This window comes from Streptomyces sp. enrichment culture, from assembly GCF_964273255.1.
Classification (GTDB): domain Bacteria; phylum Actinomycetota; class Actinomycetes; order Streptomycetales; family Streptomycetaceae; genus Streptomyces.
Window position 1 is genome coordinate 4,732,799 of the sequence record NZ_OZ186835.1, and the last position, 26,722, is coordinate 4,759,520.

At 73.0% G+C, this 26,722-nt stretch carries 21 protein-coding genes, 1 rRNA gene and 2 pseudogenes; 8 read left to right on the plus strand and 16 right to left on the minus strand.

Annotated features, from left to right (window positions below; translation table 11 throughout):
* Window positions 1-372: 372 nt before the first annotated feature.
* The 4 genes from ACSU53_RS20535 to ACSU53_RS20550 form a co-directional block, all read right to left on the minus strand.
* Window positions 373-1,374: an N-acetylglucosamine kinase gene (locus tag ACSU53_RS20535; protein WP_437033303.1), complete on the minus strand. Its 1,002-nt coding sequence runs from the start codon at window positions 1,372-1,374 to the stop codon at window positions 373-375.
* Between the two features lie 83 nt (window positions 1,375-1,457).
* Entirely contained in the window at window positions 1,458-2,723 is a 1,266-nt protein-coding gene (locus ACSU53_RS20540; protein ID WP_437029789.1) for a 6-phospho-beta-glucosidase, read from the minus strand.
* A gap of 406 nt (window positions 2,724-3,129) precedes the next feature.
* Entirely contained in the window at window positions 3,130-4,344 is a 1,215-nt protein-coding gene (locus ACSU53_RS20545) for an ROK family transcriptional regulator (RefSeq protein ID WP_437029791.1), read from the minus strand.
* A gap of 275 nt (window positions 4,345-4,619) precedes the next feature.
* Window positions 4,620-5,711 carry a mechanosensitive ion channel family protein gene (locus ACSU53_RS20550; protein ID WP_437033304.1) on the minus strand — a complete coding sequence of 364 codons (1,092 nt, stop codon included), beginning with the start codon at window positions 5,709-5,711 and terminating at the stop codon, window positions 4,620-4,622.
* A 304-nt stretch (window positions 5,712-6,015) separates the two neighbouring features.
* Between ACSU53_RS20550 and ACSU53_RS20555 the strand changes: the two genes are divergently transcribed.
* Window positions 6,016-6,552 (plus strand): HNH endonuclease, encoded by a 537-nt coding sequence (locus tag ACSU53_RS20555; protein ID WP_437029793.1) that lies wholly within the window; start codon window positions 6,016-6,018, stop codon window positions 6,550-6,552.
* Between the two features lie 568 nt (window positions 6,553-7,120).
* Here the strand turns inward: ACSU53_RS20555 and ACSU53_RS20560 are convergent.
* The 4 genes from ACSU53_RS20560 to ACSU53_RS20575 form a co-directional block, all read right to left on the minus strand.
* The gene (locus tag ACSU53_RS20560; RefSeq protein WP_437033306.1) at window positions 7,121-8,446 is read right to left on the minus strand and encodes an ABC transporter permease; all 1,326 of its coding nucleotides are present in this window, start codon (window positions 8,444-8,446) and stop codon (window positions 7,121-7,123) included.
* A 38-nt stretch (window positions 8,447-8,484) separates the two neighbouring features.
* The gene (locus ACSU53_RS20565) at window positions 8,485-9,228 is read right to left on the minus strand and encodes an ABC transporter ATP-binding protein (protein ID WP_437029795.1); all 744 of its coding nucleotides are present in this window, start codon (window positions 9,226-9,228) and stop codon (window positions 8,485-8,487) included.
* Complete coding sequence (locus ACSU53_RS20570; protein WP_437029797.1) at window positions 9,225-9,758, minus strand: PadR family transcriptional regulator; 534 nt, start codon at window positions 9,756-9,758, stop codon at window positions 9,225-9,227. Before ACSU53_RS20570 ends, ACSU53_RS20565 begins: the two co-directional genes overlap by 4 nt.
* A gap of 587 nt (window positions 9,759-10,345) precedes the next feature.
* The gene (locus ACSU53_RS20575) at window positions 10,346-13,378 is read right to left on the minus strand and encodes a beta-N-acetylglucosaminidase domain-containing protein (RefSeq protein ID WP_437029799.1); all 3,033 of its coding nucleotides are present in this window, start codon (window positions 13,376-13,378) and stop codon (window positions 10,346-10,348) included.
* 486 nt (window positions 13,379-13,864) lie between these two features.
* Between ACSU53_RS20575 and ACSU53_RS20580 the strand changes: the two genes are divergently transcribed.
* The 3 genes from ACSU53_RS20580 (at window position 13,865) to ACSU53_RS20590 (ending at window position 16,827) form a co-directional block, all read left to right on the plus strand.
* Window positions 13,865-14,266 carry a hypothetical protein gene (locus tag ACSU53_RS20580; RefSeq protein WP_437029801.1) on the plus strand — a complete coding sequence of 134 codons (402 nt, stop codon included), beginning with the start codon at window positions 13,865-13,867 and terminating at the stop codon, window positions 14,264-14,266.
* Entirely contained in the window at window positions 14,267-16,447 is a 2,181-nt protein-coding gene (gene malQ, locus ACSU53_RS20585; protein ID WP_437029803.1) for a 4-alpha-glucanotransferase, read from the plus strand.
* Window positions 16,448-16,545: 98 nt separating this feature from the next.
* Window positions 16,546-16,827 carry a hypothetical protein gene (locus tag ACSU53_RS20590; RefSeq protein WP_362089814.1) on the plus strand — a complete coding sequence of 94 codons (282 nt, stop codon included), beginning with the start codon at window positions 16,546-16,548 and terminating at the stop codon, window positions 16,825-16,827.
* A 695-nt stretch (window positions 16,828-17,522) separates the two neighbouring features.
* Here ACSU53_RS20590 and ACSU53_RS20595 read toward each other — a convergent pair.
* From ACSU53_RS20595 to ACSU53_RS20615, 5 genes are all read right to left on the minus strand, one after another.
* Window positions 17,523-18,110: a class IV adenylate cyclase gene (locus ACSU53_RS20595; RefSeq protein WP_437029804.1), complete on the minus strand. Its 588-nt coding sequence runs from the start codon at window positions 18,108-18,110 to the stop codon at window positions 17,523-17,525.
* An 11-nt stretch (window positions 18,111-18,121) separates the two neighbouring features.
* Complete coding sequence (locus ACSU53_RS20600; RefSeq protein WP_437029805.1) at window positions 18,122-18,784, minus strand: class I SAM-dependent methyltransferase; 663 nt, start codon at window positions 18,782-18,784, stop codon at window positions 18,122-18,124.
* Entirely contained in the window at window positions 18,702-19,343 is a 642-nt protein-coding gene (locus ACSU53_RS20605) for an AAA family ATPase (protein WP_437029807.1), read from the minus strand. Before ACSU53_RS20605 ends, ACSU53_RS20600 begins: the two co-directional genes overlap by 83 nt.
* Window positions 19,336-20,238: a radical SAM protein gene (locus ACSU53_RS20610; protein ID WP_437029809.1), complete on the minus strand. Its 903-nt coding sequence runs from the start codon at window positions 20,236-20,238 to the stop codon at window positions 19,336-19,338. Before ACSU53_RS20610 ends, ACSU53_RS20605 begins: the two co-directional genes overlap by 8 nt.
* Before the next feature lie 63 nt (window positions 20,239-20,301).
* Window positions 20,302-21,036 (minus strand): HAD family hydrolase, encoded by a 735-nt coding sequence (locus ACSU53_RS20615; RefSeq protein ID WP_437029811.1) that lies wholly within the window; start codon window positions 21,034-21,036, stop codon window positions 20,302-20,304.
* A gap of 95 nt (window positions 21,037-21,131) precedes the next feature.
* Here ACSU53_RS20615 and ACSU53_RS20620 point away from each other — a divergent pair, with 95 nt between their 5' ends.
* Both ACSU53_RS20620 and ACSU53_RS20625 read left to right on the plus strand, forming a co-directional pair.
* Window positions 21,132-21,905, plus strand: coding sequence for an XRE family transcriptional regulator (locus ACSU53_RS20620; protein WP_437029812.1), 774 nt, complete (start codon window positions 21,132-21,134; stop codon window positions 21,903-21,905).
* Window positions 21,892-22,359, plus strand: coding sequence for an NUDIX hydrolase (locus ACSU53_RS20625; protein ID WP_437029814.1), 468 nt, complete (start codon window positions 21,892-21,894; stop codon window positions 22,357-22,359). Before ACSU53_RS20620 ends, ACSU53_RS20625 begins: the two co-directional genes overlap by 14 nt.
* Here the strand turns inward: ACSU53_RS20625 and ACSU53_RS20630 are convergent.
* Both ACSU53_RS20630 and rrf read right to left on the minus strand, forming a co-directional pair.
* Window positions 22,347-22,910 carry an HD domain-containing protein gene (locus ACSU53_RS20630; protein WP_437029816.1) on the minus strand — a complete coding sequence of 188 codons (564 nt, stop codon included), beginning with the start codon at window positions 22,908-22,910 and terminating at the stop codon, window positions 22,347-22,349. The genes ACSU53_RS20625 and ACSU53_RS20630 overlap by 13 nt on opposite strands.
* Window positions 22,911-23,061: 151 nt before the next feature.
* A 5S ribosomal RNA gene (rrf, locus tag ACSU53_RS20635) occupies window positions 23,062-23,178 on the minus strand.
* On the opposite strand from rrf, the pseudogene ACSU53_RS20640 reads away from it, so the two are divergent.
* Together ACSU53_RS20640 and ACSU53_RS20645 are read left to right on the plus strand one after the other, a co-directional pair.
* A pseudogene (locus ACSU53_RS20640) lies at window positions 23,175-23,870 on the plus strand (DUF5753 domain-containing protein); the annotation flags it as partial. The gene rrf and the pseudogene ACSU53_RS20640 overlap by 4 nt on opposite strands.
* A pseudogene (locus ACSU53_RS20645) lies at window positions 23,869-24,063 on the plus strand (DUF397 domain-containing protein); the annotation flags it as partial. The pseudogenes ACSU53_RS20640 and ACSU53_RS20645, both read left to right, overlap by 2 nt.
* A gap of 33 nt (window positions 24,064-24,096) precedes the next feature.
* Here ACSU53_RS20645 and pepN read toward each other — a convergent pair.
* The gene (gene pepN / locus ACSU53_RS20650; protein ID WP_437029817.1) at window positions 24,097-26,682 is read right to left on the minus strand and encodes an aminopeptidase N; all 2,586 of its coding nucleotides are present in this window, start codon (window positions 26,680-26,682) and stop codon (window positions 24,097-24,099) included.
* Window positions 26,683-26,722 lie beyond the last annotated feature (40 nt).

Here is a 26,722-nt window from a genome sequence, read left to right on the forward strand (position 1 = left end):
CAAGTATCGCTGCCGGGACCGTCCTTCGCACCGGGTGTGACGCGATCTTGATGTGATTGCAGCACTGTTGCCGGATATTCCCCCGGCGCCCCGGCCCGGTCGCGGTCCTTTTCTCCCCTTCTCGGAAACACGTCCGGGAACGCGCCATGGTTCCCGCGACACGCGGCACGGAGACAGAAACCGTCGGCGGACGCCCGGCGGAGGCGGGGGGAGGGCCCGGGGGTGGAGCCAGGGGCCGGGCCCCAGGGGCAAGGCCGGGCAGGAGGCCCGTGATGCAGCCGACGGCCGACCCGGAGGCCCACCCCACACCACCCCGCGCACCACCGCACGCCCTCTGCGCCCCACTACGCCCCACTACGCTCCCTGGGCCGACTACGCCCCCTGAGTCCGCCGAGCCGCCGAGGTCCCCCGCGCCCCGTAGTGCTTCCGCAGGCGCTGCCGGGCCGAGGGCGGGGCACCGAGCCGGTCCAGGGCCAGGAGGGCGGCGCCCAGCACCGGGGGCGCGGTGACGACCCGGGGGACCGCCTTCGGGGCCCGGACGGCGAGCAGGGCGTGGACCCGGTCGTCGAGCCGGGGGTGCCGGGCGGCCAGCACGCTGCCGCCGAGGACCACGGGCGCCTCCTCGCCGAGGAGGCCGAGCCGGTCCAGCGCCACGGTCGCCATCGTCACCACCTCGTCGGCCTGCCGGTCGACGATCGCCCCCGCGACGGCGTCGCCGCCGGCCGCCGCGGTGAACAGCACGGGTGTCATCTCGTGCCGTCGTGACGGCGGCAGGTCCCCCAGGTGCAGGGCCTCGATGAGCTCCGGCATGCCGGGCAGCCCGAAGCGGGCGGGCAGGGCCTCGGCCAGGACGGTGGGGGCGCCGCGGCCGTCGTGGGCCCGCGCCGCGTGCCACAGCGCCTCCTCCGCCAGTCCCCAACCGCCGCCCCAGTCACCGGAGACGCGGCCCAGCGCCGGGAAGCGGGCGGTGCGGCCGTCGGGCAGCATGCCGACGCAGTTGATCCCCGCGCCGCAGACCACGGCCACGCCCCGGGGCTCGGCGACCCCGGCACGCAGCACCGCGAAGGTGTCGTTGCGGACCTCGACGGAGCCGCCCCACGCCCGTGCGCTCAGCGCGGCGGTCAACTGCTCCTCCTCCGCCGGGAGATCGGCGTTGGCCAGGCAGGCCGACACGTGGGACACCGCGGGCAGGCCCGCCGCGGCGAGGGCCCGGCCGACCGTCTCGGCGAGCGCGTCCACGGCGGCGGTCACGCCCACGGCCGCCGGGCGGAACCCCCCTCCCCGGGCCGTGGCCGGCACCTCCCCGCGGCCGGTCACGACGGCCACGTCCGTCTTGCTGTTGCCGGCGTCGACGGCGAGGACGGCGGCCCGCACGTCGCCGAGCGCGCCGGCCCGGGCGTCCGCACCCGGGCGGCAGGCCACGGCGCCCCCGTCCGTGCCGGTCCGGGCGCCCGCGTTCAGGCCCACGCGAGGTGCTCCCGGTTGTGGGCGATCAGGTCGCCGGTGAGCCGCTCGGCATGGTCGTACTGCCCGACCAGCGGGTGGGCGAGGAGCGCGCGGAAGACCCGTTCCCGGGAGCCGTCGAGGGCGGCCTCCAGGGCGAGTTCCTCGTACGCGGTGACGCCGGCCATCAGGCCCGCGAACAGCGGGTCCACGGGCGGCACCGGCAGCGGTACCGGCCCCTTCGGGCCCACCGTCGCCTGCACCTCGATCACCGCGTCGTCGGGCAGGAAGGGGAGCGTGCCCTCGTTGAACGTGTTGACGGCCTGGTAGCGGCTGCCCGCGCCGCCCAGCAGGGCGGCCGCCAGGTCCACGGCGGCCTCCGAGTAATAGGCACCCCCGCGCCGGGCCAGCAGTTCCGGTTTCCGGTCGAGCGCCGGGTCGGCGTAGAGGGCGAGCAGGCGGCGCTCCATGTCGGCGACCTCGGCCGCGCGGGAGGGCCCGGTGCGCTGTTCCCGCACCACCTCGTCGTGGGCGTAGTAGTAGCGCAGGTAGTAGGAGGGGACCACGCCCAGCCGGTGCAGCAGGGCGGCGGGCAGCCGGAGGTCGGCGGCGATGGCGTCGCCGTGCCCGGCCAGCAGGCGGGGCAGCACGTCCTCGCCCTCCGGGCCGCCGAGGCGCACGCCGAACTCCCAGGTGAGGTGGTTCAGGCCCACGTGCTCCAGGTGCAGCAGGCCGGGGTCGGTGCCCAGGTGGGCGGCGAACCTGCGCTGGAGCCCGATGGCCACGTTGCACAGCCCGACCGCCTTGTGGCCGGCGCGCAGCAGGGCCCGGGTGACGATGCCCACCGGGTTGGTGAAGTCGATGATCCAGGCGGCCGGGTTGGCCCGGCGGACCCGGTCGGCGATGTCCAGGACGACCGGCACGGTGCGCAGCGCCTTGGCGAGACCGCCCGCGCCGGTGGTCTCCTGGCCCACGCAGCCGCACTCCAGGGGCCACGTCTCGTCCCGCATCCTGGCGGCCTGGCCGCCCACCCGCAGTTGCAGCAGCACGGCGTCGGCACCGTCCACGGCGGCGTCCAGGTCGGCGGTGGTGGTGACGGTGCCGGGGTGTCCCTGACGGGCGAGGATGCGGCGCGACAGGGCGCCGACCGGCTCCAGGCGGTCGGCGGCGGGGTCGACGAGGACCAGCTCGGTGACGGGGAGGGTCTCCCTCAACCGGGCGAAGCCGTCGACGAGTTCGGGGGTGTAGGTCGAGCCTCCGCCGACCACGGTGAGTTTCACAGCGGATTGCCTCGCTTTCGGTGCCGGGCACACGGGGGTGCCGTCGTGGTCCGGGGTCTGTCCGGGCGGTCCCGGGGGAGTGCGGCCGGTGCGGCTCCCCTCTTCACGCCGTCGCGGGTGACGCCCCGATGAACGCCTTCCGGCCGACGGGACGAGAAGGCGGGGAGGGGGGAAGGCCGCGGAGGCCGCGGGGCCCGGAGGGGGTAGGGGGCAGGGATCGGAGGCCGCCCACCCCGGAGGGCAGTGCCGGGGGGCACGGACCCCGGACGGGAGAGGGCGGGGAGGGCATGGACTTCGGACGGGAGAGGGCGGGGAGGGCATGGGCCCCGGACGGGAGAGGGTCAGGAGGCCACGGACTCTGGACGGGGAGAGGGCAAGGAGGTGCGGAACCCGGACGGGGCGGGGGTCAGCGGGACGTGTCGAAGACCTCGTCGCGGGTGGCGGTCAGCGCGCTCTCCAACGCGCCGCGCAGCACGGGCTGTTCCCGCACGTCTCCCACCACGAGGCGGGGCCGGGAGGCGGCCAGTTCCTCCAGTTCGGACTGGACGAGCGCGCGCAGCACCTCACCGCCGGCGGTGAGGGAGCCGCCGCTCAGCACGACGAGTTCGGGGTCGAGGACGGAGACGAGCGAGGCCAGACCGGTGGCCAGCCGGGTGGCGTAGGCCCGCAGCAGGCGCTGGTGGCCCGGGTGGCCGGGGGCGGCGGCGGCCCGGGCCAGCAGTGCGGTGGCCACCTCGGCGTACGAGCCGTCCGGTACGTCCTGCAGGCCGGCCTCGCGGGCCAGGGCGGGAACCGCCTGGGAACCGGCGAGTTCCTGGAAGCCGCCGCTGTTGGCCCGGGTGACCTGACGGACCAGGGGCGTCCCCGGCACGGGCAGGAAGCCGACCTCGCCCGCACCGCCGGTCCACCCCCGGTGCAGCCGGCCGCCCAGCACGAGGGCGGCGCCGAGCCCGGCCTCGTTCCAGAGCAGGACGAAGTCCGTGTGGCCGCGCGCCGCGCCCAGCCGCTGCTCGGCCAGGGCGACGAGGTTGACGTCGTTCTCGTACTCGACGGGCATCGGCAGGGCCGCGGCCAGTTCGTCGAGCAGCGCGGGGGAGTGCCAGCCCGGCAGGTGGGAGGCGTAGCGCAGCCGGCCGGTCGTGGGGTCGAAAGCCCCGGGCGTGCCGATGACCAGCCGGTGGACGTCGGCGCGGGTCAGCCCCGCCGCCTTCGCCGCACCGTCCAGCGCGTCGGTGACCTGCCGCACGACGGGGACGCCGGAACGGCGCCCCGGGGCGGGCACGTCGTGCTCGCCGACGACACGGCCGGTCAGGTCGGCGACGGCGGCGCGGATCCGCTCGGGGGTGACGTCGAGCCCGGCGGCGTACGCGGCGGCAGGGTTCACCTCGTACAGCTGGGCGCCGGGCCCCGGGCGCCCCTCGGTGGTGCCGCCGGCCAGCACCAGCCCGGCCGCCTCCAGCCGCGCCAGCAACTGGGAGGCCGTGGGCTTGGACAGCCCGGTCAGCTTGCCGATCCGGGTGCGGGACAGCGGCCCGTGCTCCAGCAGGAGGTCCAGGGCCGCACGGTCGTTCATGGCCCGCAGCACACGCGGGGTGCCCGGCGTACCGGCGGTTCCTGCCATGGGGTGCCACACCTGCCCTTCCTGGGCCGCCAGCTTCTCAGCGGTCGCGGCGGGACGTCCATCCAGGGCGAGCCGCCCGGCGGGCGGACGCCCGTCCACTGTTAGGAAACTTTCCTGTCGACGGAGGGAAACGTACGACCCCGGCGCAGGGGCGTCAAGGGGGGCGTGCGAAGGGCGCGCACCCCCGCACGCGACAGGGCGGCACCCGAGGTTCCCGGATGCCGCCCTGTCATGTGCGAGCGGGGGAGGGGCGCGCCGTGCGGGCGCCCCCGGCGTCACTTGGTGGTGCTCGGCGGGGTCAGCGGGGAGGCCGCTATCGACTGCGGGGAGACGGAGCTGGCGTACGCCGACGGGGGCGCGACGGCCGCGGCCGGATCGGGGCCCGGCGCCGCGTCCACCGGGGTGGTGGCACCGCCCACGATGCGGATGCCGGCCTCGTCGAAGGCCCGCTTGATGCGCCAGCGCGCCTCGCGCTCCACGGTGAGGGACTTGCCGGGCATCGTCTTCGCCGAGATTCGCACGACCATCGAGTCCAGCAGCACGGAGTCCAGGCCGAGCACCTCGATCGGGCTCCACAGGAGCTCGTTCCAGGGCTCCTCCTTGCTCATCTTCCCGGCGACGTCGCTCAGGACGTCCTTCACCCGGTCCAGGTCCTCGTCGGAGCGGACGGTGACGTCGACGTTGGCGGTCGCCCAGCCCTGGGAGAGGTTCCCTATCCGCTTGACCTCGCCGTTGCGCACGTACCAGATCTCGCCGTTGTCGCCGCGCAGCTTGGTCACCCGCAGCCCGACCTCGATCACCTCACCGGAGGCCACGCCCGCGTCCACGGTGTCGCCGACGCCGTACTGGTCCTCCAGGATCATGAAGACGCCGGAGAGGAAGTCCGTCACCAGGTTGCGCGCCCCGAAGCCGATCGCCACACCGGCGACACCGGCCGAGGCGAGCAGCGGCGCCAGGTTGATCTGGAAGGTGCCGAGGATCATCAGCGCGGCCGTCCCCAGGATCAGGAACGAGGCCACCGAGCGCAGCACCGAGCCGATCGCCTGCGACCGCTGGCGCCGCCGCTCGGCGTTGACCAGCAGGCCGCCCAGCGAGGTGCCGCTCACGGGCTGGTCGCCCGTGCGGGACATGCGGTCGATCAGCTTGGTGATCGCCCGCCGCACCACCACTCTCAGCACCGCCGCGATCACCAGGATGAGCAGCACGCGCAGACCGATCGCGAGCCAGGTCGACCAGTTCTGCTCGACCCAGCTGGCGGCGTTCGTCGCCTGTTCCTGGGCGTCCCTGAGCGAGGGCACGGCCGGCGACGGACTCTCCGTGGGAGTCGGCGACGGGCCGTCGGCCTTGAGGACGGCGGGCACGGACACGGCAGGTACCTCCAGATGCACGATCTGCTGCCGGGCGGGGTCCGAGATCACGGAAAGGTCACCGGCGGGTGCAGAAGCACCACACTAACGGGGCATTGTGGGTGGATCCGGCGGTTGCGTGAAGGAGAGACGGGCCTCACCTGCGCTTGAACCGGCCATGATCGTGGGGATGCTCCGGAGTGTGGTCGAAAACACTCTCAGCCCGTTACCGGGACATGGTGGCGCATTCACCAGGCATGAGGGGAAACTGACTACGGATCGTCCCGGCGCGAGCCACGCGTCGCCGGCGTACAAGGAGGCATCCGTGCCGCATGTCCTGGTTCTCAACGCGTCGTACGAGCCACTCGGCGTCGTACCGCTCCGCCGCGCGCTCGTGCTCGTCCTCGAGAACAAGGCCGTGTGCCTCGAGGAGTCCGGCGCCTACCTGCACAGCACCACCGTCACCGTCCCCGCCCCCAGCGTGGTCCGGCTCAAGCGTTTCGTCCGGGTCCCCTACCGGGGGCCCGTTCCACTCACCCGCCGCGCCCTGTTCGCCCGCGACGGCGGCCGCTGCATGTACTGCGGCGGGGTCGCCACCAGCGTCGACCACGTCATCCCGCGCAGTCGCGGGGGACAGCACGTCTGGGACAACGTGGTGGCGTCCTGCCGCCGCTGCAACCACGTGAAGGCGGACCGTCACCTGTTCGAGCTGGGCTGGCGGCTGCGCCACAAGCCGGCTCCGCCGACCGGCCTCGCCTGGCGCATCATCGGCACCGGTCACCGTGATCCGCGCTGGCTGCCGTACCTCCAGCCGTACGGCGCGGACGACGCGATGGCGCGCATCGACGGCATCTCGGCCTGACGGGCCCGCGGACGCGGCCCGGTGAGGTTGACCGGACCGACTGGACCGACTGGACCGACTGGACCGACTGGACCGGGTGCGGGGGACGCGGGTGAGGCGGCGAGGCGGCCCCTGCCGCCCCGGCCCACAGGTTGCTCCCGAGCGGTCGGCTGCCGTGCCGAGCGGCGCCACGCAGCCGGACCTGTACCGGCGGGCCCGGGTTCACCGGTACGGGCCCGGTTCACCGGTACGCACCCGGCGAGGGGCGTGGTTCCGGCGAGGTGTCGGGTTCCGGTAAGGGTTCCGGTGAGGGATGACCGGGCCCCGGGGAGGGGACCGGTCATCCGCCGTCCGGTCGACGGCCCGTCCGCCCCGCACCGGGCGGGCGCCCCCCTGCCCGCCTCGACGCCCGGCCGGACCCGGCCCCGAGGCACCCCCGTACCCCCGGGAGGGGCCCGACCCGGCCGGCGCCCGGCACGGACACGGCGGGCGCCGGCCGGCCACCACGGCCGTCAACCGGACGCCCGCCTCGGCCGTCACCCGGCCGAGAACACGGCGGAGAACATGGCCGGAACCCGTCCGCCCCGGGTCACCCGTGGCGCAGCGCTCCCGGTGCGAGACTGCGGTGGTGCAGGGGGAGGGCGGTGGCCGCGGCCAGCAGGCACGCCGCGTAGATCCCGATCGGCACCAGCAGGGCCGCCCACGGCACGACGGACGCCGTCAGCACCGAGTAGCCCACGCCGATGACCAGGCCGCCGATCCCGGCCAGCAGCAGGGCGGGCGCGAGGGGCAGCGCCGTCTCCAGCAGCAGCGCCCGGTTCAGCACCGCCCGCGGCACACCGGCGGCGGCCTGCGCGGCCAGGGCCCTGCGGCGGCTGGAGAGCGACTCGGCCGTCCCCACGGCGAGGCCGCTCAGGGTGATCGCCAGAGCCACCGCGATCGCCACCGCCGTCAGATCCAGGCCGGCCTGGTAGAACGCCATGTCCTGCGCGTCACGGCCCTCCTGGTGCAGCAGCTCCAGCATCGACTGCCGCACCCCGACGAACCCGGTGCCGACGACCGTCACCAGCAGCACCGCGGCGTGAGTACGCGCCGGTGCCCACGGGTCGTCGCTCAGCCGCTCGGCGGCGATCAGCGTGGCGGCCGACCGGGCCCGCCGGGCCAGCGTCCGGCCCACGACCGCGGCCACGGTCCCGGACAGCCACACCGCCCCCGCACCCACCGTCAACAGGGCGACGGCCACCTCCAGGGGTGCTTTCCAGGCCGACACCATGCGGCCGGGTGCGGGCGGCGACGTGACGGCCGCGAACAGCGCCACCGCCGCCGTCGCCAGCAGCGACACCAGGAACAGCCGGGCCGGGCCCCGGCCCGAACGGGTGGTCACCCGGCGCACCTGGCCCAGCGGCGAGGCCACCACCCGGCGCAGCGCCAGCCCGCCGGCCACCGCGCCCAGCACCGGCACCGCCACCGCGACCACGACGACCGCGACCCAGGCCCCGGCCGTCGGCCGCTCCCCGAAGCGCAGCAGGACCACCACGGCGCACACGGTCGCCACCACCGAGCCCACCGCACAGGCCAGGCCCGTCTCCAGCGCGGCGATCCGCCGCACCTGGGCGGGCGTCGCCCCCGCCAGCCGCAGCCCGGCCAGCCGCCGGTCGCGGTGCACGGCCCCGATCCGCGCGCACTGCCCCAGGAAGCCCAGCACCGGCACCAGCAGGAGCAGCAGGGCGACGACCACCCCCGAGCGGGTGCCCGGCTCGTCCAGCACCCCCGAGGCCACGGGGACTGCATAGCGGCCGTCACCCAGGGACGCCAGGACGCCCGCCGCCAGCGCGCACCCGGCCGCCAGGGCGGCGCCGACCGCGGTGAGCGCGATCCGCCGGCCCTCCCCGCGGTCGGAGCCGCTGGTCAGCATCCAGGCCAGACGCAGATCGGAGCGCAGGGAGCCGCCGCTCACGCCGTCACCCCCAGCGGGACCACGGCGCCGTCGCGCAGCTGCACCTCGCGGTCCGCGTACGCGGCCACCCGGGCGTCGTGCGTGACCAGCAGCACCGCCGTGCCCGCCTCGCGCGCGGTGCCGACCAGGGACGTCATCACCTGCTCGGCCGCGAGCGAGTCCAGGGCACCGGTCGGCTCGTCGGCGAAGACCACCTTCGGGCCGGTCACCAGGGCCCGGGCCAGCGCGGCCCGCTGGGCCTGACCGCCGCTCATCCCACCGGGCCGCAGGTCACCCTGCCCGCGCACCCCGAAGCGTTCCAGCCACGCCCCGGCCGTCTCGCGCGCCTCCGCGCGGGTGGCGCCCCCGAGCATCAGCGGCAGGGCCACGTTGTCCAGCGCGGTCAGTTCCGGGATGAGCTGCCCGAACTGGAACACCACACCGAACTGGGTGCGCCGCAGCTCGCTCAGCCGCTCCTCCGGTGCTTCCTCCAGGCGGTCCCCGGCGTACGTCACCGAGCCCGCGTCCGGGCGGATGATGCCCGAAAGGCAGTGCAGCAGCGTTGACTTGCCGCTCCCGCTCGGCCCGGTCACCGCGACGATCTCGCCGGCCCGCAGCTCGACGGAGGCACCGCGCAGGGCCTCGGTGGTGCCGTACGTCCTGACCAGGCCGCGGGCCGCGAGGAGCGGTTCACTCCCCGGCGCGTGACTGCCGTGACCGCCGCCGCCCGCGCCGGTCCTGTCGTCGTCCCCGTGATTCATGCTGCGTCGACCTCCGCGGTCAGGGTGGTGAGCCGGGCCGCCGTGGTGGTCATCCAACGGAGGTCGGCATCCAGGTGGTTGAGGGCGAAGTCCGCCGAAAGCACGGTCGAGAGGTCCGCGCCCGGAGCCGTCTTCACGGCCGTGAGCTGCCGCATGCGCTCCATGTGCGCGGCCCGCTGGGCACGCAGGTAGGCGGCAGGGTCGCCGCCCGACAGGATCGACACCACGACCTTGGCGAAGATCTCGTTCGTCACGAACGGCGCGGGCGGGGCCACCTGCCCTGCCCAGAGGGCCAGTTCGCGCTCACCGCGCTCCGTCGCCCGGTACATGGTCCGCTCCGGACCGCCGTCCGACTCGGTGCCCTCGACCTCGGCCAGCCCGTCGCGGACCAGCCGCTGCAGGGTCGTGTAGACCTGCCCATAGGCCAACTGCCGGGCCTGCGGGAAACGTTCGTCGTGCCGCCGCTTCAGCTCGTACCCGTGGGTCGGCCCTGAGGCGAGCAGCCCCAACAGGATGTGACGGGTGCTCATGCGGACCAGTATGTACGACGTACATGTACTGAGTGAATAGTGGCGGGGAAAAACTGTGCGGACGACGCACCGCCGGGCCGAGCACGGGCCGAGCACGGGCCGAGACGTACGGAAGCCCCGCGGGGCAGCGGTACGTGCGGAAGAGGTGACCGCCGCGAGCGCGCGGGGCGAGCCGGGACTACGGAGGGGAGCCGGGACTACGGAGGAGAGCCGCGTGGCGGAGCGGTGCGCGAGGACCGCCTACACGGCCCGGGCCCATGCCCAGCGTGAGCACGGCCCAGGCCCAAGGACCGCGCGGGGGAGCCGCGGGACACCGCGCCGACGCCGGGGAGAATGCGAGGTCAGCAGCCGAGGCCGGGGGAGGCTCGCCACCCCGACGCGCAGGCGCACACCCGTCCGACCCGGCGGCCCGTCTGGCCCGTCCGGCTTGTCCGACCCATCCGACCCGGTCGGCCCGATCCGGCCCGCCCGCCCGCCCACGGAGCGGACGTCACGCGCCAACCCCGCGCGTCCACCGGCCCCGTGACCACCGGTCACGGCGCCTCGCCGGTGCCACGGGCCCCGGCCCGGCCCGGCCCCCGGGAGCGTCAGTCGCCCCCGCCCGCGCGGTCCGCCCCGGACGCGGCCCCGGGCCCCTCGCGGACCTGACGGTCCTCCCTGCCCCGGCGAGGGGCACCGCCCTCGCGGTCCCCGCGATCGGCCCGGCCCGAGCGGTCCGCTCGGTCCTCACCGTCCGCGCGGCCGTCCTGCTCCGCGACCGCGTACGCCTCCACCGACCACAGCGAATACCCGTACGGCGTCGCCCGCTTGTCGCCCTGGACGCGGATGTGACGCACGTCCCGCTCGTCCATCCGGACCGTCTCCCGGCCGCCGCGCCCGTCGCGCTCCGTGGCCGCCGTGCGCCACCGGCGGCCGTCCGGGGAGACCTGGATCCGGTACGCCGACGGGTACGCGTCCTGCCAGTGCAGCTCGACCCGGCCCAGCCGCACCGGCCGCTCCAGGTCGACCTGCCACCACGCGCCGTCCTCCACCGGCGAGGACCAGCGCGTTCTGGGGTCACCGTCGTTCGCCGCCGACGCCGGGAAGTCGGGCGTCTCGTCGGCCGAGGACCGCGCCCGGCCCGTGCGCGCGAGGTCCGGCCCCGACGTGGGCGGCACCGCCCGCACCGTCAGCGTGCGGCTGACCCCGCCGAAGCCCAGCCGGACCTCGAACGAGCGGGACGGCGTGCCGGACGGCACCCGCACCTCGACCGGCACCGCCACGGTCCCGCCGCGCGGCACCCGCAGCGTGCCCTCGGGAACCGTCACCCGGACGCCCTCCGGCGCCTCCACCGTCACCCGCCCCCGCACGTCGGCCGGGCGCAGCGAACCGAGGGTGGCCGTGAGCCGCTGGGTGCCGCCGATGTCGGCGTCGGCCCGGTCGCCGGGCAGCTCCAGGGACACGGCGGGCGCGTCCGCGTACCAGGGCACCAGATGCTGCACGCGGTTCCCGTCCGCCCCGGTGACCCGCACGGCGTCGGCCCGCCGGTCCGCGCGCAGCTCCGTGGCGCCCGACCGGTCGAGCGGCCCGATCCGCCGCCAGCCCTCCCCGGGGACGCGCAGCTCCACCGAACCCTCGGTACCGGGGTCGGCCAGGACCGTCACGGTGCTCACCGCGCGGGCGCGGGGCAGCCGCAGCACGCGGTCACCGGACGCCTCCCCGGGCTGGGCCGGCGGCTCGTGGCCGATCCCCGCCCACGTCCCGTACGCCTTCTGCGCCCGGCTCAGGAACGGGTCGAGCACCCCCTTGCCGACCGTCACCCGCGCCGCCTCCAGGCGGGCCCGCTCCCGGCCCAGCTCCCGGTACGCGGCCCAGGCGGCCCCCGTGTCCCCGGCGTCCTGCGCCCGCAGCATGTCCAGCGCCGCCGTGCCGGCCGCGCCGTAGCGGGCCAGCTTCTCCGTCCACGGCCCGGTCTCCGCCCCGAGCGGCGTGCCGGCCAGCCGCTCCGGCACCTCACGCAGCAGCGCGAAGGCGTCGCGCAGCCGCTGCTGCGCCCGGGCGCCCCGCTCACCGCCCTCGGCCCGGGAGTCCCAGAACTCCTTCAGCAGCGGCCGCAGATACGCCGACTCCTCGGCGCCGAGCACCGACGACGCGCCGTTGCGCGCGAGCGCCGCCACCGCCTCCTCGCGGTCCGGGTCACCGCCCGCCAGATCGGCGATCGCGGCCCGCCACGACTCCTGCGGGCGGTAGGCGCGCGGGTTCCAGGCGAAGTCGGCGGCGGTGAACAACGGGATCCGGGACGCCTGCGGCTGCTCCATCGCGTTGGCCAGCAGCGCGGCCGAACCGGAGGCGACGGCCGGTTCACGGCCCTGGTAGGGGCCGAGGAAGATCCGGCCCGGGGCGTAGTCGTTGACCGGGTAGTTGTCCATCGTCACCAGCGGGCGCTCGAACACGCTCTTCGCCTCGGCCAGTTCGCTCCCGGTGATGGTGCGCGGGACCACCCCGACCCCGGTCCACGCCACCTCCACCCCCGACGCCAGCCGGTCGGCCAGCGCCCGGCGGTAGGCGGTCGAGCCGTCCTCGTAGAACTCGGTCGGCATCAACGACAGGGGGGCCGCCTCGGGGTGGCGGTCCGCCAGGTGACGGGCCACCGCGTTCGCCACGTGCGCCTGCGCCCGCGCCGCGGCCTCGGGGCCGGAACCGAACCGGTCGGCGTCCTCCCCGCAGTGCCACTCGGTGTAGCTCACGTCCTGGAACTGGAGCTGGAACGCCCTGAAGCCCAGTGCCCACATCGCGTCCAGCTTGCGCGTCAGCGCCCGCAGGTCGGAGTCCGAGGCGAAGCACATCGCCTGTCCCGGAGCCACCGCCCAGGCGGGCGTGACGTGATTGCGCCGGGCCCGCTCGGTCAGCTCCCGGAACTCCGCCCGCCGCTCGGCCGGGTACGGCTCCCGCCAGCGCGCCTGCCGGTAGGGGTCCTCGCCCGGCGCGTACAGGTACCGGTTCAGCTTGGTGCGGCCCATGAAGTCGAGCTGGGCCAGCCGCTGCCCGTGCGTCCACGGGGTGCCGTAGAAGCCCTCCGTGACCCCGCGCACCGCGGTCGCCGGCCAGTCCCGCACGACGGCCGCACGGAACCGGCCGTCGGGGCGGAGCAGCGTGCGCAGTGTCTGCACGGCGTGGAACAGCCCGTCCGGCCCCGCCCCGGTGGCCGTCACCCGGCCGTCACCGACGGTCAAGGTGTAGCCGCCCGAAGGGAGGGAGCGCAGCGGGTCGTCGGACTGCCGGTGCGCGCCCAGCCGCACCACGAGCGCCCCCTCGGGCACCGGTGCGCCGGGGGCGGTGAACCGGCTCGCGCCCGCGCGCCGCAACAGCGCCCGCACCGCGTCGAGCGTCGCGCCGTCCGTGCCCGCCCCGGCGATCACGGCGACCTCCTCGGTGACCGCCACCGGAGCCCCGTTCGCCCGCAGCTCCTGCGGGCGCGGCCAGACCGACGGCTCCGCGGCCTCCGTGTCCCCGTCGGCATCCGGCACCGAGGTCGTCACGGGAACCGGCGGAGCCGCCCCCGCGGGAAGCGCACCCCCCAGGGATCCGGCCACGACGGCGACCGCGAGGGCGAGCGCCGACCTCCCACGCCGCAGCTGCACAGACTCCTCCTGTTGTGCTCGACGGACCCGGCCGACGGGCCACGGACCCGGGGCCGACCCACGGACCGGGCCGGGCCCGCCCCGGCGGCCGACGGGAACCGGCCGCCACGCGCACCCCGGCACCCGGCCGCCCGGTCACCACCCCACCGCCGTCCCGTCGGCTCCGACACCCCGACCGCACGGCGACCGTCCACGCGCCCACCACCGCACGCGTTGCCCGGCCACCGCGACCGTGACCAATTCGTTGTGAAGCAGCCCGAGCCCACCATTCCCGTGGTGAAGGTGTCAACGACGGGGGGCGATGTGCCGAGTTTGTCCGCCGCTCGCGGCGGGGTACGGAAACAAAATGTGAGCAGGACCACGTTGAACGGATTGGTGCGTCTGCTTTCGCGGCCCCTGGGTAGGGGCTGCGGGACGACCACCCCGCGCCGGCGTCCTCCGGCAGGAAGAACGACCGCACGCCCACGCCCGACCAGGAGGTTTTCCGTGCCCGCACCCGCCTATGTCCCCGCTCCCTCCCCCGCCCTGTCCAAACCCGGGGCGGACCGGCCCGCCGCATCCGCCGACCTCATGGATCCCTGGGATTCCTGGGACGACCCCTGGGACGAGGAACCCTGCGTCTTCAGCGCCGAGACCACCAGCACCGAACTCCCGCTGACCAGCGAGCCCCCGCTCCCCGACGCCGAACCCTTCACCAGCGAGCCCCCGCTCGCCGACGTCGGCCCCCTCTCCAACGAGACCGACGACAGCACCGACCCCTCCGGACTCGACGCCCCCGATCCGTCCGGACTCGACAGCACGGACCCCTCCGGTCTCGACAGCACGGACCCCTCCGGACTCGACTCCGGACTCGACGCGTTCCCGGCCCAGTACCGCCCGGAGGCGTAGATGGGCGCGCCCGGACCGGCCGACCACCCGTCCGAGGAGCTCGCCCGGCTCGCCGCCCTGCACGGCGTCGCCACCTCCTACCGGCCCTCACCGGACCGCACCGTCACCGCCTCGGCGACCGCCGTGGTCCGCGCGCTGGCCGCCCTCGACATCGACGCCCGCACCCCCGACGCCGTGCGCGCCGCGCTCACCGCCCGCGAGGAGGAACTGCGGACCCGGCTCCTGCCCTCGACCGTCGTCGGCCGCGGCACCGCCACCCCGCCCGCCCTCGCCGCCCTGCCCGACGGCACCCGCCTGCACATCACCACCGAACAGGGCGACACCCGCACCGACGCCGACGGGCTCCCGCCCGGCGTGCACCACGTCACCGCCACCGCCCCCGACGGCCGCACCGCCCACGCCCACCTGATCGTCGCCCCGCCCCGGCTGCCCACACCCCCCGGCCGCACCCACGGCCTCATGGTTCAGGTCTACTCCCTTCTCTCCCGGCGGTCCTGGGGCATGGGCGACCTCGGCGACCTCCGCGAACTCGCCGGCTGGGCCGGCCGCACCCTCGGCACCGGCTTCCTCCAGGTCAACCCCCTCCACGCGGCCGTCCCCGGCACCCCCACCGACCCTTCCCCCTACCGCCCCTCCTCCCGCCGCTTCCCCGACCCCGTCCACCTGCACGTCGAGGACATCCCCGAGTACGCCCACCTCGACGACCAGGACCGGGACCGGCTCCGCCCCCTCCTCGACCGCGCCGCCCACCTGCGCGACGCCGTCCTCCACCAGGACGCGCACATCGACCGCGACGCCGTCTGGGACACCAAGCGCGAAGCCCTCGAACTCGTCCGCCGCGTCCCCCTCGGCCCCGGCCGCCGCGCCGCCTACTGCGACTTCCTCGCCGCCCAGGGCCGCCCCCTGGAGGACCACGCCACCTGGTGCGCCCTCGCCGAACAGCACGGCCCCGACATGCAGCGCTGGCCCACGGCCCTGCGCGACCCCCGCTCACCCGAGACCGACCGCGCCCGGCGCGACCTCATGGACCGCGTCGACTTCCACACCTGGCTCGCCTGGCTCACCGACGAACAGCTCACCACCGCCCAGCGCACCGCCCGCGAGGCCGGCATGCCCCTCGGCATCGTCCACGACCTCGCCGTCGGTGTGCACCCGGGCGGTGCCGACGCCTGGGCCCAGCAGGACCACTTCGCCACCGGCATGTCCGCCGGAGCGCCCCCCGACGCCTTCAACGCCCGCGGCCAGGACTGGGGCCTGCCCCCCTGGCGCCCCGACCGCCTCGCCGCCTCCGGCTACGCCCTCTTCCGCGACCTGCTGCGCGCCCTCTTCCGCTACGCCGGCGCCCTGCGCATCGACCACGTCATGGGCCTCTTCCGCCTGTGGTGGGTCCCCGAGGGCCACCCGCCCACCGAGGGCACCTACGTCCACTACGACGCCGACGCCATGCTCGCCGTCCTCGTCCTGGAGGCCTCCCGCGCCGGCGCACCCGTCATCGGCGAGGACCTCGGCACCGTGGAACCCGGCGTCCGCGAGGAACTCCGCAGCCGTGGCGTCCTCGGCACCTCCGTCCTCTGGTTCGAACGGGACTGGGAGGGCGACGGCCGCCCCCTCCCCCCGGAACAGTGGCGCGCCGACTGCCTCGCCACCGCCACCACCCACGACCTCCCGCCCACCGCCTCCCGCCTCACCGGCGACCACGTCGAACTCCGCGACCGACTCGGCCTCCTCACCCGCCCCCTCGCCGTGGAGCGCTCCGAGGCCGCCGCCGACGTCTCCGAATGGCTCGACCTCCTCGCCCGCCTCGGCCTCCTCCAGGGCGCGGCCGGCAGCGGCGACCCCTCCTCCGAGGAAGCCCGCATCCAGGCCCTGCACCGCTACCTGGTCCGCACCCCGGCCCGCATGATCGGCGTCTGGCTCCCGGACGGCATCGGCGACCGCCGCCCCCAGAACCTCCCCGGCACCTGGGACCAGTACCCCAACTGGCGCCTCCCCATCGCCGACGCCACCGGCCACCCGGCCACCCTGGAGGACCTCACGGCCTCCCCGCGCCTGCGGGCGCTGATCGACGTGGTGCGCACGGACATGGGTGCCGCTGCGGATGCGGATGCCGGTTCCGGTGCCGCTGCGGATGCCGGTGCCGGTGTCGCGTCCGGCACCGACACCGGCGGGGCCCGCCCATGACCCCGGCGCGCACCGCCTCCACCGCTCCCACCAGCCCCGCAGCCCCGTATGGCACCCCGGGCGCGCGGCCCCGGAACGCGTTCGCTACCTTTTGCACCGTGGACAAGACGAACGCCCTGCGCGCCGGCGCCCTGGCAGCCGGTACGACGCTGATGATGCTGCTCATGACGTCCCCCGCGCTCGCGCTCACCCGCGACGACGGTGACGACCCCGGCACGGGCCTGAGCGTCATCGAGACGCTGGGCCTCTACGTCGCCGCTCCGATCGTGCTCTTCCTCGTCATCGCCGGCCTGGTGATGGTCCTGGACAAGTCGCACAAGCAGAAGGACGTGACGAGCTCCAACATCGACACCGCGACGCAGACCGAAGCCAAGGCCTGACGGCCCGACCGACGGCTGCCGTCCCGGGGGCATCGCCCCGGGGACGACCTGTGACTTCCGGGGCGCCGCTCCTGCCTGAGGGTGGGAGCGGCGCCTTTTTGGTGTGCGCGCTCCCTTCCGTAGCCGATGCTGCGCCTACGTGCTGGAGCAGCGGACTTTTAATCCATTGGTTGTGGGTTCGAGTCCCACAGGGCCTACCGGTGGCGGGGGAGGCAAAAAGCCTCTGACTTGCGAAGAAGGGCCCCGGCCAGCTTCGGCTGGCCAGGGCCTTGGACGGCAGGCTCTTTCGTGACCAGGGCAGGGGCTCAACCTCGGCGGAGGAATCTGCTCTGGCCGCGGTGCCTGCCGGTGCGCCGGGCCGGGGGTGGTCCCACGGCGGTGGCCTTGCTCGGCCGGTCGGAGCGGGCCGGTTCGTCCTTGCTGAGGAGGGACTGCCAGACCCGTTCCTGAAGCACGCGGATACAGGGCCCGCACGCGTACATGGGTGCCTGGGCGCCGGCGACACTCGCGGGGCCGATCCACAGGACGCGAGTCCACTGCTGCCCGCAGTAGAGCCAGCAGACCCCGTCGACCCATTCGTTGCCGTCGTCCGTGGCTGCTGGTGCGGGCAGCCCTCCGCGGGCGAACTCGGCGATCCCGGGGATCACCCTGTGCTGTAAGGCGACTTCCGTAGCATGGCTTGTCCGCCTTCCTGATCAACGGCCCTGGGCCGCCGAGGACGCGTCCCCCTGCTTCTCGGCGTCGGAGAACAGGAGGGTGGGCTCGGCGAGGATGTTGCGGCCGGTCTCGCTCTTGTAGATCTCGTCGACGCTGCCGAACCGGGCTTCGGAGTAGTCAAGGTCCAGAAGGGCGGCGGCCTGTCGGACCGACGCCTCGTCGGGCCCCTCGATCTCCAGGAAGGTGGGGAGGTCGGGCCAGGTGTCGAAGTCGAAGGCGACTTCTCCCAGGCGCCACTCCTCGCGGTAGTTCTCCTGGTAGCGGACCTCGGTGAGGCCGACCCGGCGCAGAATGTCGGCCATGGCGTGCAGGTCGGTGACCTCGGTCTCGATCTCCTTGGTGCCGTCGATCGTGGTGGCGTCGGTGACCTGCTTGAGGGTGATCGTCGAGCGGTTGCCCTCGTTCCGCAGGCGGAGCCATGTCCCTCCGTCGAGGGCGTCGTTCTCGAAGATCTTGCGGGTGAGAAGGGTGCGGGGCAGCGCCTGGACGGCGCCGAGGGCGGTCAGCTTGGCCTGCAGGCCGGCGGCGTCGACGGCCAGGAACTTCGCCTCGTACTCGTGCTTCATGGGCCCTTCTCTCAGAAACGGTGGATGGGGGTGGACGAACGGGCTGCCAAGAGCAGGCCCATGCGGTGGGTGTGGTCGTGCAGCTGGCCGACGTGGGGCCGTTCGGTGAACTCGTTCGTGCGCAGGGTGAGCAGGACATCCCAGTCACCGAGGAAGTGAGGGCGCAGGCGCTCAGGGGAGGTGTAGTGCTCCACCAGGTGGTGGCGTCTTTCGACGGGCATCATGAACTCCGCGCCGAACACACCGCCCGGACGGACCAGGCGCTGCATGCGGTCGACGAACTCGGCGAGCGGGCGGTGGTGGTTGGCACTGTAATGCCATGAGCAGCTCGTCCAGACCGCCTCGCACGGCACGTCCAGAGGCTCGCCCTCAAGGAAGTCCACCTCCACCACCTGGACACGGGCATGAAGTTCTTCGAGCTTCAGTCGATCAATCAGGCCCATCGCGTGCGCCTCGCTGTCACCCGGGAGACGGACATCCCCTCCGTGCAGGGCGAGCGCGTCGCGTTCGATGGCGACGACGCGGTATCCGGCGGCGGCGAGAGGCAGGACGAACTTGCCGTCGCTCGCGCCGACGACCGCGACGGTGGCGTCAGGGGCGACGCGTTCCCGCAGGGTGGCGAGGAACTGAGGGAAGAAGGTGAGGGTGTGCTCCCACAGGCTCCGTGTCTGCATGGGAGTGCGCTCCTTGCGTATCGGTGGCGGTGATCACGCGGAGGACCTCTCCGGGGCTGAGCCCCGTGGTGTCGATGCGATGCATCGGGAACGCGGCGTAGGCGTCCATCACGTGGTCCGTGACGGTTTCGACCAGCGCGTCCCATCGCGATGTCGGCTTGTTCCGCGCGGCGAGGCGGCGCCGGCGTTCGTCGTCGGCGCAGACGAGGTGGTAGGCGACGGGCTTGGGGAGCCAGGCCGGCAGAGTGACGCCGAGGCGGGCGCCCAGAGCGCGGTGGCTGGCCAGGCACCGAGCGAAGTAGCTCTCCACGACGACCGGGACGCCGTCTTCGAGGTGGTGCTGGATCTCGTCGGCCGCGGTGAACAGTGCGGAGAGGTACAGGCACATCCGTGCATCGACGTTGGTCCGCTTGTCCACCTCGTGTCTGAGGGGCTGGTACAGGGCAGGCACGGTGGGGACGAGGACGGCTTCGCGGGCAGCGGCGAGCATCGGTGCGATGGTCGACTTGCCGGTGCCCCGTAAGCCTTCCAGGCTCTCGAAGCGCGGGTGGTCAGGCACGGACGTACACCACGTCCGGTACCGGGCGCGTGAGTTCGTCCGTGGCGGAGGGGCTGTGGACGATGCGGTTCTCAGTCTTCTCGTACCAGAACGCGTGGGAGTCCTTGCCCACGGCCTTGCAGGACATGGTCAGCGCACCGCGTGGGTCGGCCTCGATCCGGTCGATCTCGCGAGGCCCACCGGACGGTGCGCAGACCTCCGGGGCGCCGTGCCCGGAGAGGTCCTCGTCGACGATCACCTCAAGGGGCAGCTCGGCCGCCGCGAGCTCTTCGCGGAGCCGGCCGTAGGCGGCCGGGTCGGTGACCAGCAGCTCGGGGTGCTCGGCGGCGTTGCCGACCGGACGCAGGTGGTGGAGCTTCAGTTGCTGGACGCCGAACTGCGCCAGGATGCGGGAGAGGGGGAGTACCTCGCCGATGTTCCGTGAGGTCACGGTCATGGTCGCGCCTGTCGGAACCCCGAGGTCCCGCGCCAGACTGAGCGAGCTGAGGGCGCTCTGATAGCTGCCGTGCTTGCGGATGCCGTCGTTGGTCGAGCCGACACCCTCCAGGGAGACCCGGAGCAGGTCCAGGTGTGGAGCGATCTCGGTCAGACGGCGCTCGATCCGGTACCCGTTGGTGCAGATCTCGACGCGCTGGCCCAGTTCCTCCTTGGCGTGGCGAACGACCTGAGGGAGATCCCGGTGGACGAACGGCTCCCCGCCGAGCAGGGTGACGGCCTCCGTGCCGTACTCGTCTCGCATCAGGGTGAGCAGGCTTGCGGCTTCGTCGGCGGTGAAGGCATCCGCGTATTGAAGCCGCTTGCCGTGGAAGCAATGCAGGCACGTGAAGTTGCAGCGGTACAGCAACTGCAGGTAGAGCATTCGGATCTTCCTGATCCCGGTGACTTCCCCGATCACATGGGCTCCTTCGGCCGGTTGCCTGGTGGGAACCCGATGGTGGCCGCCTTCCCCGGGACCTCGTCACCGCGTTCGGAGACGATCCGAGGACGTCCTGGGACGTTTTCCGCGACCTGCGAACGACTCCAGGACGCTGAGAACCCGCTTCGTGTCCGACAGGCTGGGCAGGACCTCGGGGGCGCCGGCGGCGGCCAGTTCCTCAGGACTGTGGATGCCGGAGGCGACCGCGACGATCCCGGAACTCGTGGCCAGGGCGGCCTCCACATCGCGGGGAGTGTCCCCCACCAGGACGGCGGGCACGTCGGCCGGAACGCCACGAAGCCGCTGTAGGCGCTCGCGGGCGACCGCGACAAGCTCAGGTCGGAGCTCGGCGTCCGCTCCGTAAGCGCCGACCGACAGGTCCAAGAGGGGGTCGAGGCCGAAGGCGGACAGCTTCACACGTGCGTTGGCGGCGATGTTGCCGGTCAAGACAGAGGAAACCCAACCGCTCTGCACGGAAGCGGCCTTCAGCGCCTCATGGACTCCTGGCAAGGTCGTCCCGCGCAAGCGCAGGTCGCCCAAGCGCTCCTGCCCCGCCTGGGCAAGGGCGGCCTCGATGGAGGGCCATTCAGGTACGGGCAGCCCGTCGCGAAGGAACATGTCGCGCATGATCAGTCGATCCGTACGCCCCTCGGTGCGCGCCGGCCCCGTCGGCGCGCGTCCCGACAGGGTCGAGAAAGCAGCGGCGTAGATTTCCTTGCTCACCCCCGCGTTCTCGATGAGGGTGTGGTCGATGTCCCACAGGACGATGAGCTCCATGGCGCCAGCGTAGGCAGTCGGCGGCGCTGGGCTTCCGTGACAACGTCCCGTAACGTCCTTGCGCGATCACGCAGTGCGCCGCTTCCATTATTTCTGTGAACGACCGACTGCACTCCGTGCTCGCACAACGCGGTGTCTCGCCCGAATTGCTTGCTGAACTCTGCGAGGTGGACCCCAAGACGGTGAGCCGATGGCTGGGCGGGCGGGTTCCACACGCACGGCATCGCTTCCGCGTCGCCCGCCACCTGCGCGTGGAAGAGACCTTCCTCTGGCCGGCGCCGCCTCGACGATCCGGCCGGTCGCGTGAGGGGTTAGGCGCCGAGCTGGTCGGCACCTATCAGAACCGGGCCAGCGTGCCGCGGGACGTCTGGCTCTCGCTGCTGCGAGAGGCGCAGCACGAGATCGGTGTCCTCGTCTTCTCCGGCACGTTCTTCGCGCAGTCCAACCCGCATGTCGCCAAGATGCTCTCCGAGCGCGTTGCTCAGGGCGTCCGGGTGCGCCTGTGCTTCGGTGACCCGGACGGTCAGGCAGTGGCCGTCCGGGGCCGCGAAGAGGGCATCGGCGACACCTTGGCCGCCAAGATCCGCGCTTCGCTGACGTACTACCGCCCCCTGCTGGATGAAGCCGGATGCGCCGTACGGCTCCACGACACCACGCTCTACACGTCCATGTTCCGTTACGACGACAACTTGCTGGTCAACCCGCACATCTGGGGACAACCGGCCAGCGCCAACCCCCTGCTCCACCTCAAGAGGACGGACGGCACCGGGTGGTTCGACAACTACGCTCAGAGCTTCGACGCCGTCTGGGCCGCCGCGCGGCCATGGACACCCGACCAGGAGAGGACCGCCGACCATGGGCAGGACTGAGTACTACAACGACCCGGCCGCCCCGAAGGCGAACACCCTCATCCCGGCCAGCAACCTGCTCGTCGTCGACGAGACCGGCGCCATCCTCCTCCAGCGCCGCCGCGACACGGGCCAGTGGGCACTCCCCGGTGGCGCCCAGGACATCGGCGAGACTGCGGCCGAGTGCGCTGTACGCGAGTGCCTGGAGGAGACCGGCGTCATCGCCGAGATCACTGGCTTCCTCGGCGTCTACACCAACCCGAACCACATCGTCGCCTACACCGACGGCGAGATCCGCCAGCAGTACGAGAACACCTACATCGGCCGCCCCATCGGCGGCGCGCCCACGATCAACGACGAGGCCGACGGGGTCCGCTTCGTCCAGACGGCCGACCTCGACCAGTACGACATCCACCCCAGCATGCGCCAGCAGATCGGGGACTACCTGGCCGGCACCTACCCCTACCTCGGCTGAGCCGCCAACGCCGCCTCGATCCTCTGTACAGAAGAGAGGATCTCCGGCGCCGCGCGGCGGATGAACCGGCCGACCACACTGTCCGCGCCATACCGGCTGATGATCTCCGCGATACGCTCCCGCGCACTGGTCCGGGCGCCGTCGGGCGTCGTCGTCATGTCGCAGTACACGAGAGCGTCCACCAGCAACGGCTCCTCCAGCAACGGAAACTCCGACGCCAACTCGTTCCGCAGCCCGCGCTCCTCAGCCTCCAGCAGGGCGTAAGAGTGGTTCGCGACCAGCCGCACCAGCCGCTCGTCGGCCCCATGCTCGTCGCGAAGGAACCTTGCCCCGTCCAGCGGATGGAACCCGGTCAGGGCCAGCCGAGGTGCGTATCCGACGTCGTGGAGCGTGGCGGCAGCGACGAGAAGGTCGCTGCTCTCCCGGAGAAGCCGCCGGACTTCGGCGGCACGCTCGGCCACTCCTTGTGTATGCGCCCACCTACGCGGAAGCTCAGCAGCGAGTTCGGATTCTGCTACCTGCGTCGCCCATTTCGTGGTCAGATTGGCCATGTCTGGCTTCATTCCCCCAAGGTCTCGCGAACACACCACGACGGGCTGCCTTAGGCTGCCTTGCCAGTTGAGAAAGGCGATTCGCGGACTGAGGATACAAATGAACGAGAAAGGGGTGCTGCCTCGTTGAGGCAGCACCCCTTCCAAAACTTCCCGGCAGCGACCTACTCCCCCACGAGGTCCCCCTCGCAGTACCATCGGCGCAGTCAGGCTTAGCTTCCGGGTTCGGAATGTAACCGGGCGTTTCCCTGATGCTATGACCACCGAAGCCTCGCGGCTCATTACGCCTGCGCCGACGCCAGATTGGTGCACGCTTTGGCGGTGATGGCGACCGATCGCCACCGTGGCTGGTGAGAGACGTACCGTGGAGACCTGCCCACAGCGTTCCTTGACCTGTCGGAGCTGGAGCACCACGCGACCTTCCGGTGGGACGTCGATTTCCTGCACGTCCCCGGACTCCTGCAGACCGAGAGCTATGCGCGGCTCTGTTCTCCCGGCGGATCCCTCAACTGCCCTGCGATGAGCTGGACGTGCGAGTGCGCCATCGCATGCAGCGGCGCCGAATCCTCGAAGGTGCCGAGGAGGTGCCCTATGGGGCAGTGATTCATGAAGCCGCCCTGCGCATCAGAGAGGGTGGCAAAGACACTTGGCGTGCGCAGCTCGACCACATCCTGAAGCTGTCCGACCTCCCGCACGTGACGGTGCGCGTCATTCCCTTCGCTGGAGGACTTCGCCGACATGTCGGCAGCCATGGTGTACGTCGGTGGCCCCGTACCGAAGCTGGACACCGTGGTGCGAGACGGCCCGCACGGCACCTTCCTGGTGGATTCCGAAACTCAGCTTGAAGTGTTCAGAACGCTCTTCCGTAGGGTGGAGGCGGTAGCACTCGAGCCCGAGCGCTCACGCGACTTCATCCACGGACTGACGACGGACCTGGAGGCACCCGGCGACCGATCCTGACGCCTGGCGGAAGTCTTCCCACTCGGGCAGTGGTGACGGCAACGCGTGCGTGGAGATAGCCCAGGCAGCAGGCGCACGCATAGCCATCCGCGATTCCAAGTACCCCGCCCGCGCCACCCTCTCCGTCCCCGCCCCCGCCTTCGCCGCGTTCGTCGACGGGCTCAAGGGGCAACGCGAAGGGCGCCCGGCATAGCACCGGGCGCCCCAGAACACGTACCGCCGGAGGCTACGCCCCCGCTGCCGCAGCGTCCGCGGCCTGGGCGCGGAGGGCGCGTTCGATGCCGGCGCGGGATTCCGAGACCAGGCGGCGCAGGGCCGCGCTCGGGTCGGCGGAGGCCAGCCAGGCGTCCGTGCGGTCGAGGGTGTCGCGGGAGACCTGGACGGCCGGGTAGAGGCCGACGGCGATCTGCTGGGCCATCTCGTGCGAGCGGGAGTCCCAGACGTCCGCGAGGACCTCGAAGTAGCGCTCGGTGTACGGCGCGAGCAGTTCCCGCTGGTCGGTCTGGACGAAGCCGGCGATGACGGCTTCCTGGACGGCGTTCGGCAGCTTGTCGGAGTCGACGACCGAGGCCCACGCCTCCGCCTTGGCCTCCTCCGTGGGGCGGGCCGCGCGGGCGGTGGCGGCGTGGCGTTCGCCGGCCGCCGTGCGGTCGCGCTCGTACTCGCCGGCGATCTCCGTCTCGTCGTAGCGGCCCACCGCGGCCAGCCGCTGGACGAAGGTCCAGCGCAGCTCGGTGTCGACGGCGAGGCCCTCGACGGTCTTCTCGCCGGTGAGCAGGGCCTCCAGGAGGTCCAGCTGCTCGGGCGTGCGGGCCGTGGCGGCGAAGGCGCGGGCCCAGGCGAGCTGGTGGTCGCTGCCGGGGGCGGCGGCACGCAGCTGGGCGAGGGTGGCGTCGGTCCAGCGGCCGAGCAGGGTCTCGCGGGCGGCCGGGTCGGCGTACAGGTCGATGGCCAGCTTGACCTGGCGGTGCAGGGACTGCACGACGCCGATGTCGGACTCCTTGCCGATGCCCGACAGGACCAGGGAGAGGTAGTCGCGGGCGGCGAGTTCCGCGTCCCGGGTCATGTCCCAGGCGGAGGCCCAGCACAGGGCGCGCGGCAGGGACGCCTCGAAGTCGCCGAGGTGCTCGGTGACGAAGGCGAGGGACTGCTCGTCGAGGCGGACCTTGGCGTAGGAGAGGTCGTCGTCGTTGAGGAGGACGACGGCCGGGCGCCGCTTGCCGGTGAGCTGCGGGACCTGGGTCAGCTCACCGTCGACGTCGAGTTCGACGCGCTCGGTGCGCACCAGCTTGCCGCTGCCCTCGTCGAGGTCGTACAGGCCGACCGCGATGCGGTGGGGGCGCAGGGTGGGCTCGCCCTTGGCGCCGGCGGGGAGGGCGGGGGCCTCCTGCTGGACGGCGAAGGAGGTGATGACGCCGTCGGCGTCCGTCTCGATGCGGGGGCGCAGGATGTTGATGCCGGCCGTCTCCAGCCACTTCTTCGACCAGGTCCTCAGGTCGCGGCCGGAGGTCTCCTCCAGGGCGCCGAGCAGGTCGGAGAGGCGGGTGTTGCCGTAGGCGTGGCGCTTGAAGTACGCCTGGACGCCGCGGAAGAAGGCGTCCTCACCGACGTAGGCCACGAGCTGCTTGAGGACGGAGGCGCCCTTGGCGTACGTGATGCCGTCGAAGTTGACGAGCACGTCGTCCAGGTCGCTGATGTCGGCCATGATCGGGTGGGTCGACGGCAGCTGGTCCTGGCGGTACGCCCAGGTCTTCATGGAGTTGGCGAAGGTGGTCCACGAGTGGGGCCAGCGGGAGCCGGGCGCCGCGGCCATGCAGGCGATGGAGGTGTAGGTGGCGAACGACTCGTTCAGCCAGAGGTCGTTCCACCACTCCATGGTGACCAGGTCGCCGAACCACATGTGGGCCAGCTCGTGCAGGATGGTCTCGGCCCGCACCTCGTACGCCGCGTCCGTCACCTTGGAGCGGAAGACGTACTGGTCGCGGATGGTGACCGCGCCCGCGTTCTCCATGGCGCCCGCGTTGAACTCCGGGACGAACAGCTGGTCGTACTTGGCGAACGGGTAGGCGTAGTCGAACTTCTCCTGGAACCAGTCGAAGCCCTGCCGGGTGACCTCGAAGATGGCGTCGGCGTCGAGGTACTCGGCGAGCGAGGGCCGGCAGTAGATGCCGAGCGGGACGGACTGGCCGTCCTTCTCGTAGACGCTGTGGACGCTGTGGTACGGGCCGACGATCAGCGCGGTGATGTACGTCGAGATGCGCGGCGTCGGCTCGAACGTCCAGACGTTGTCCCGGGGTTCGGGCGTCGGGGAGTTCGAGATGACGGTCCAGCCCTCCGGCGCCTTCACGGTGAACTGGAAGGTCGCCTTGAGGTCCGGCTGTTCGAAGCTGGCGAAGACGCGGCGGGCGTCCGGCACTTCGAACTGGGTGTACAGGTAGGCCTGGTCGTCGACGGGGTCGACGAACCGGTGCAGGCCCTCACCGGTGTTGGTGTACGCGCAGTCGGCGCTCACCCGCAGCACGTTGCGGCCCTTGAGCAGCCCGGGCAGGGCGATGCGGGAGTCGGCGAAGACCTCGGCGGGGTCGAGGGCGTCCCCGTTCAGGGTGACCTCGTGCACAGTGGGAGCCACCAGGTCGATGAAGGACTGCGCGCCGTCGCCGTGCTCGGCGACGTCGAAGCGCACCGTGGTCACGGACCTGTAGGTGCCGCCCTCTTGCGCGCCGGAGAGATCGAGGTCGATCTCGTAGGAGTCAACGGTCAGCAGCTCCGCCCGCTGCCGTGCCTCTTCGCGAGTCAGGTTTGTGCCAGGCACGCGGTCATCTCCTCGTGATGTGTGGGTTGCGCCATCCTTC

Coding starts and splice junctions, on each gene's coding strand:
- ACSU53_RS20560 (WP_437033306.1), bottom strand. CDS start 8,446: ATGCTGACCAGCGGCTCCGACCGCGGGGAGGGCCGGCGGATCGCGCTC.
- ACSU53_RS20570 (WP_437029797.1), bottom strand. CDS start 9,758: ATGAGCACCCGTCACATCCTGTTGGGGCTGCTCGCCTCAGGGCCGACC.
- ACSU53_RS20565 (WP_437029795.1), bottom strand. CDS start 9,228: ATGAATCACGGGGACGACGACAGGACCGGCGCGGGCGGCGGCGGTCAC.
- ACSU53_RS20615 (WP_437029811.1), bottom strand. CDS start 21,036: ATGGAGCTCATCGTCCTGTGGGACATCGACCACACCCTCATCGAGAAC.
- ACSU53_RS20625 (WP_437029814.1), top strand. CDS start 21,892: ATGGGCAGGACTGAGTACTACAACGACCCGGCCGCCCCGAAGGCGAAC.
- ACSU53_RS20545 (WP_437029791.1), bottom strand. CDS start 4,344: ATGGCAGGAACCGCCGGTACGCCGGGCACCCCGCGTGTGCTGCGGGCC.
- ACSU53_RS20595 (WP_437029804.1), bottom strand. CDS start 18,110: ATGAAGCACGAGTACGAGGCGAAGTTCCTGGCCGTCGACGCCGCCGGC.
- malQ (WP_437029803.1), top strand. CDS start 14,267: ATGGGCGCGCCCGGACCGGCCGACCACCCGTCCGAGGAGCTCGCCCGG.
- ACSU53_RS20600 (WP_437029805.1), bottom strand. CDS start 18,784: ATGCAGACACGGAGCCTGTGGGAGCACACCCTCACCTTCTTCCCTCAG.
- ACSU53_RS20630 (WP_437029816.1), bottom strand. CDS start 22,910: ATGGCCAATCTGACCACGAAATGGGCGACGCAGGTAGCAGAATCCGAA.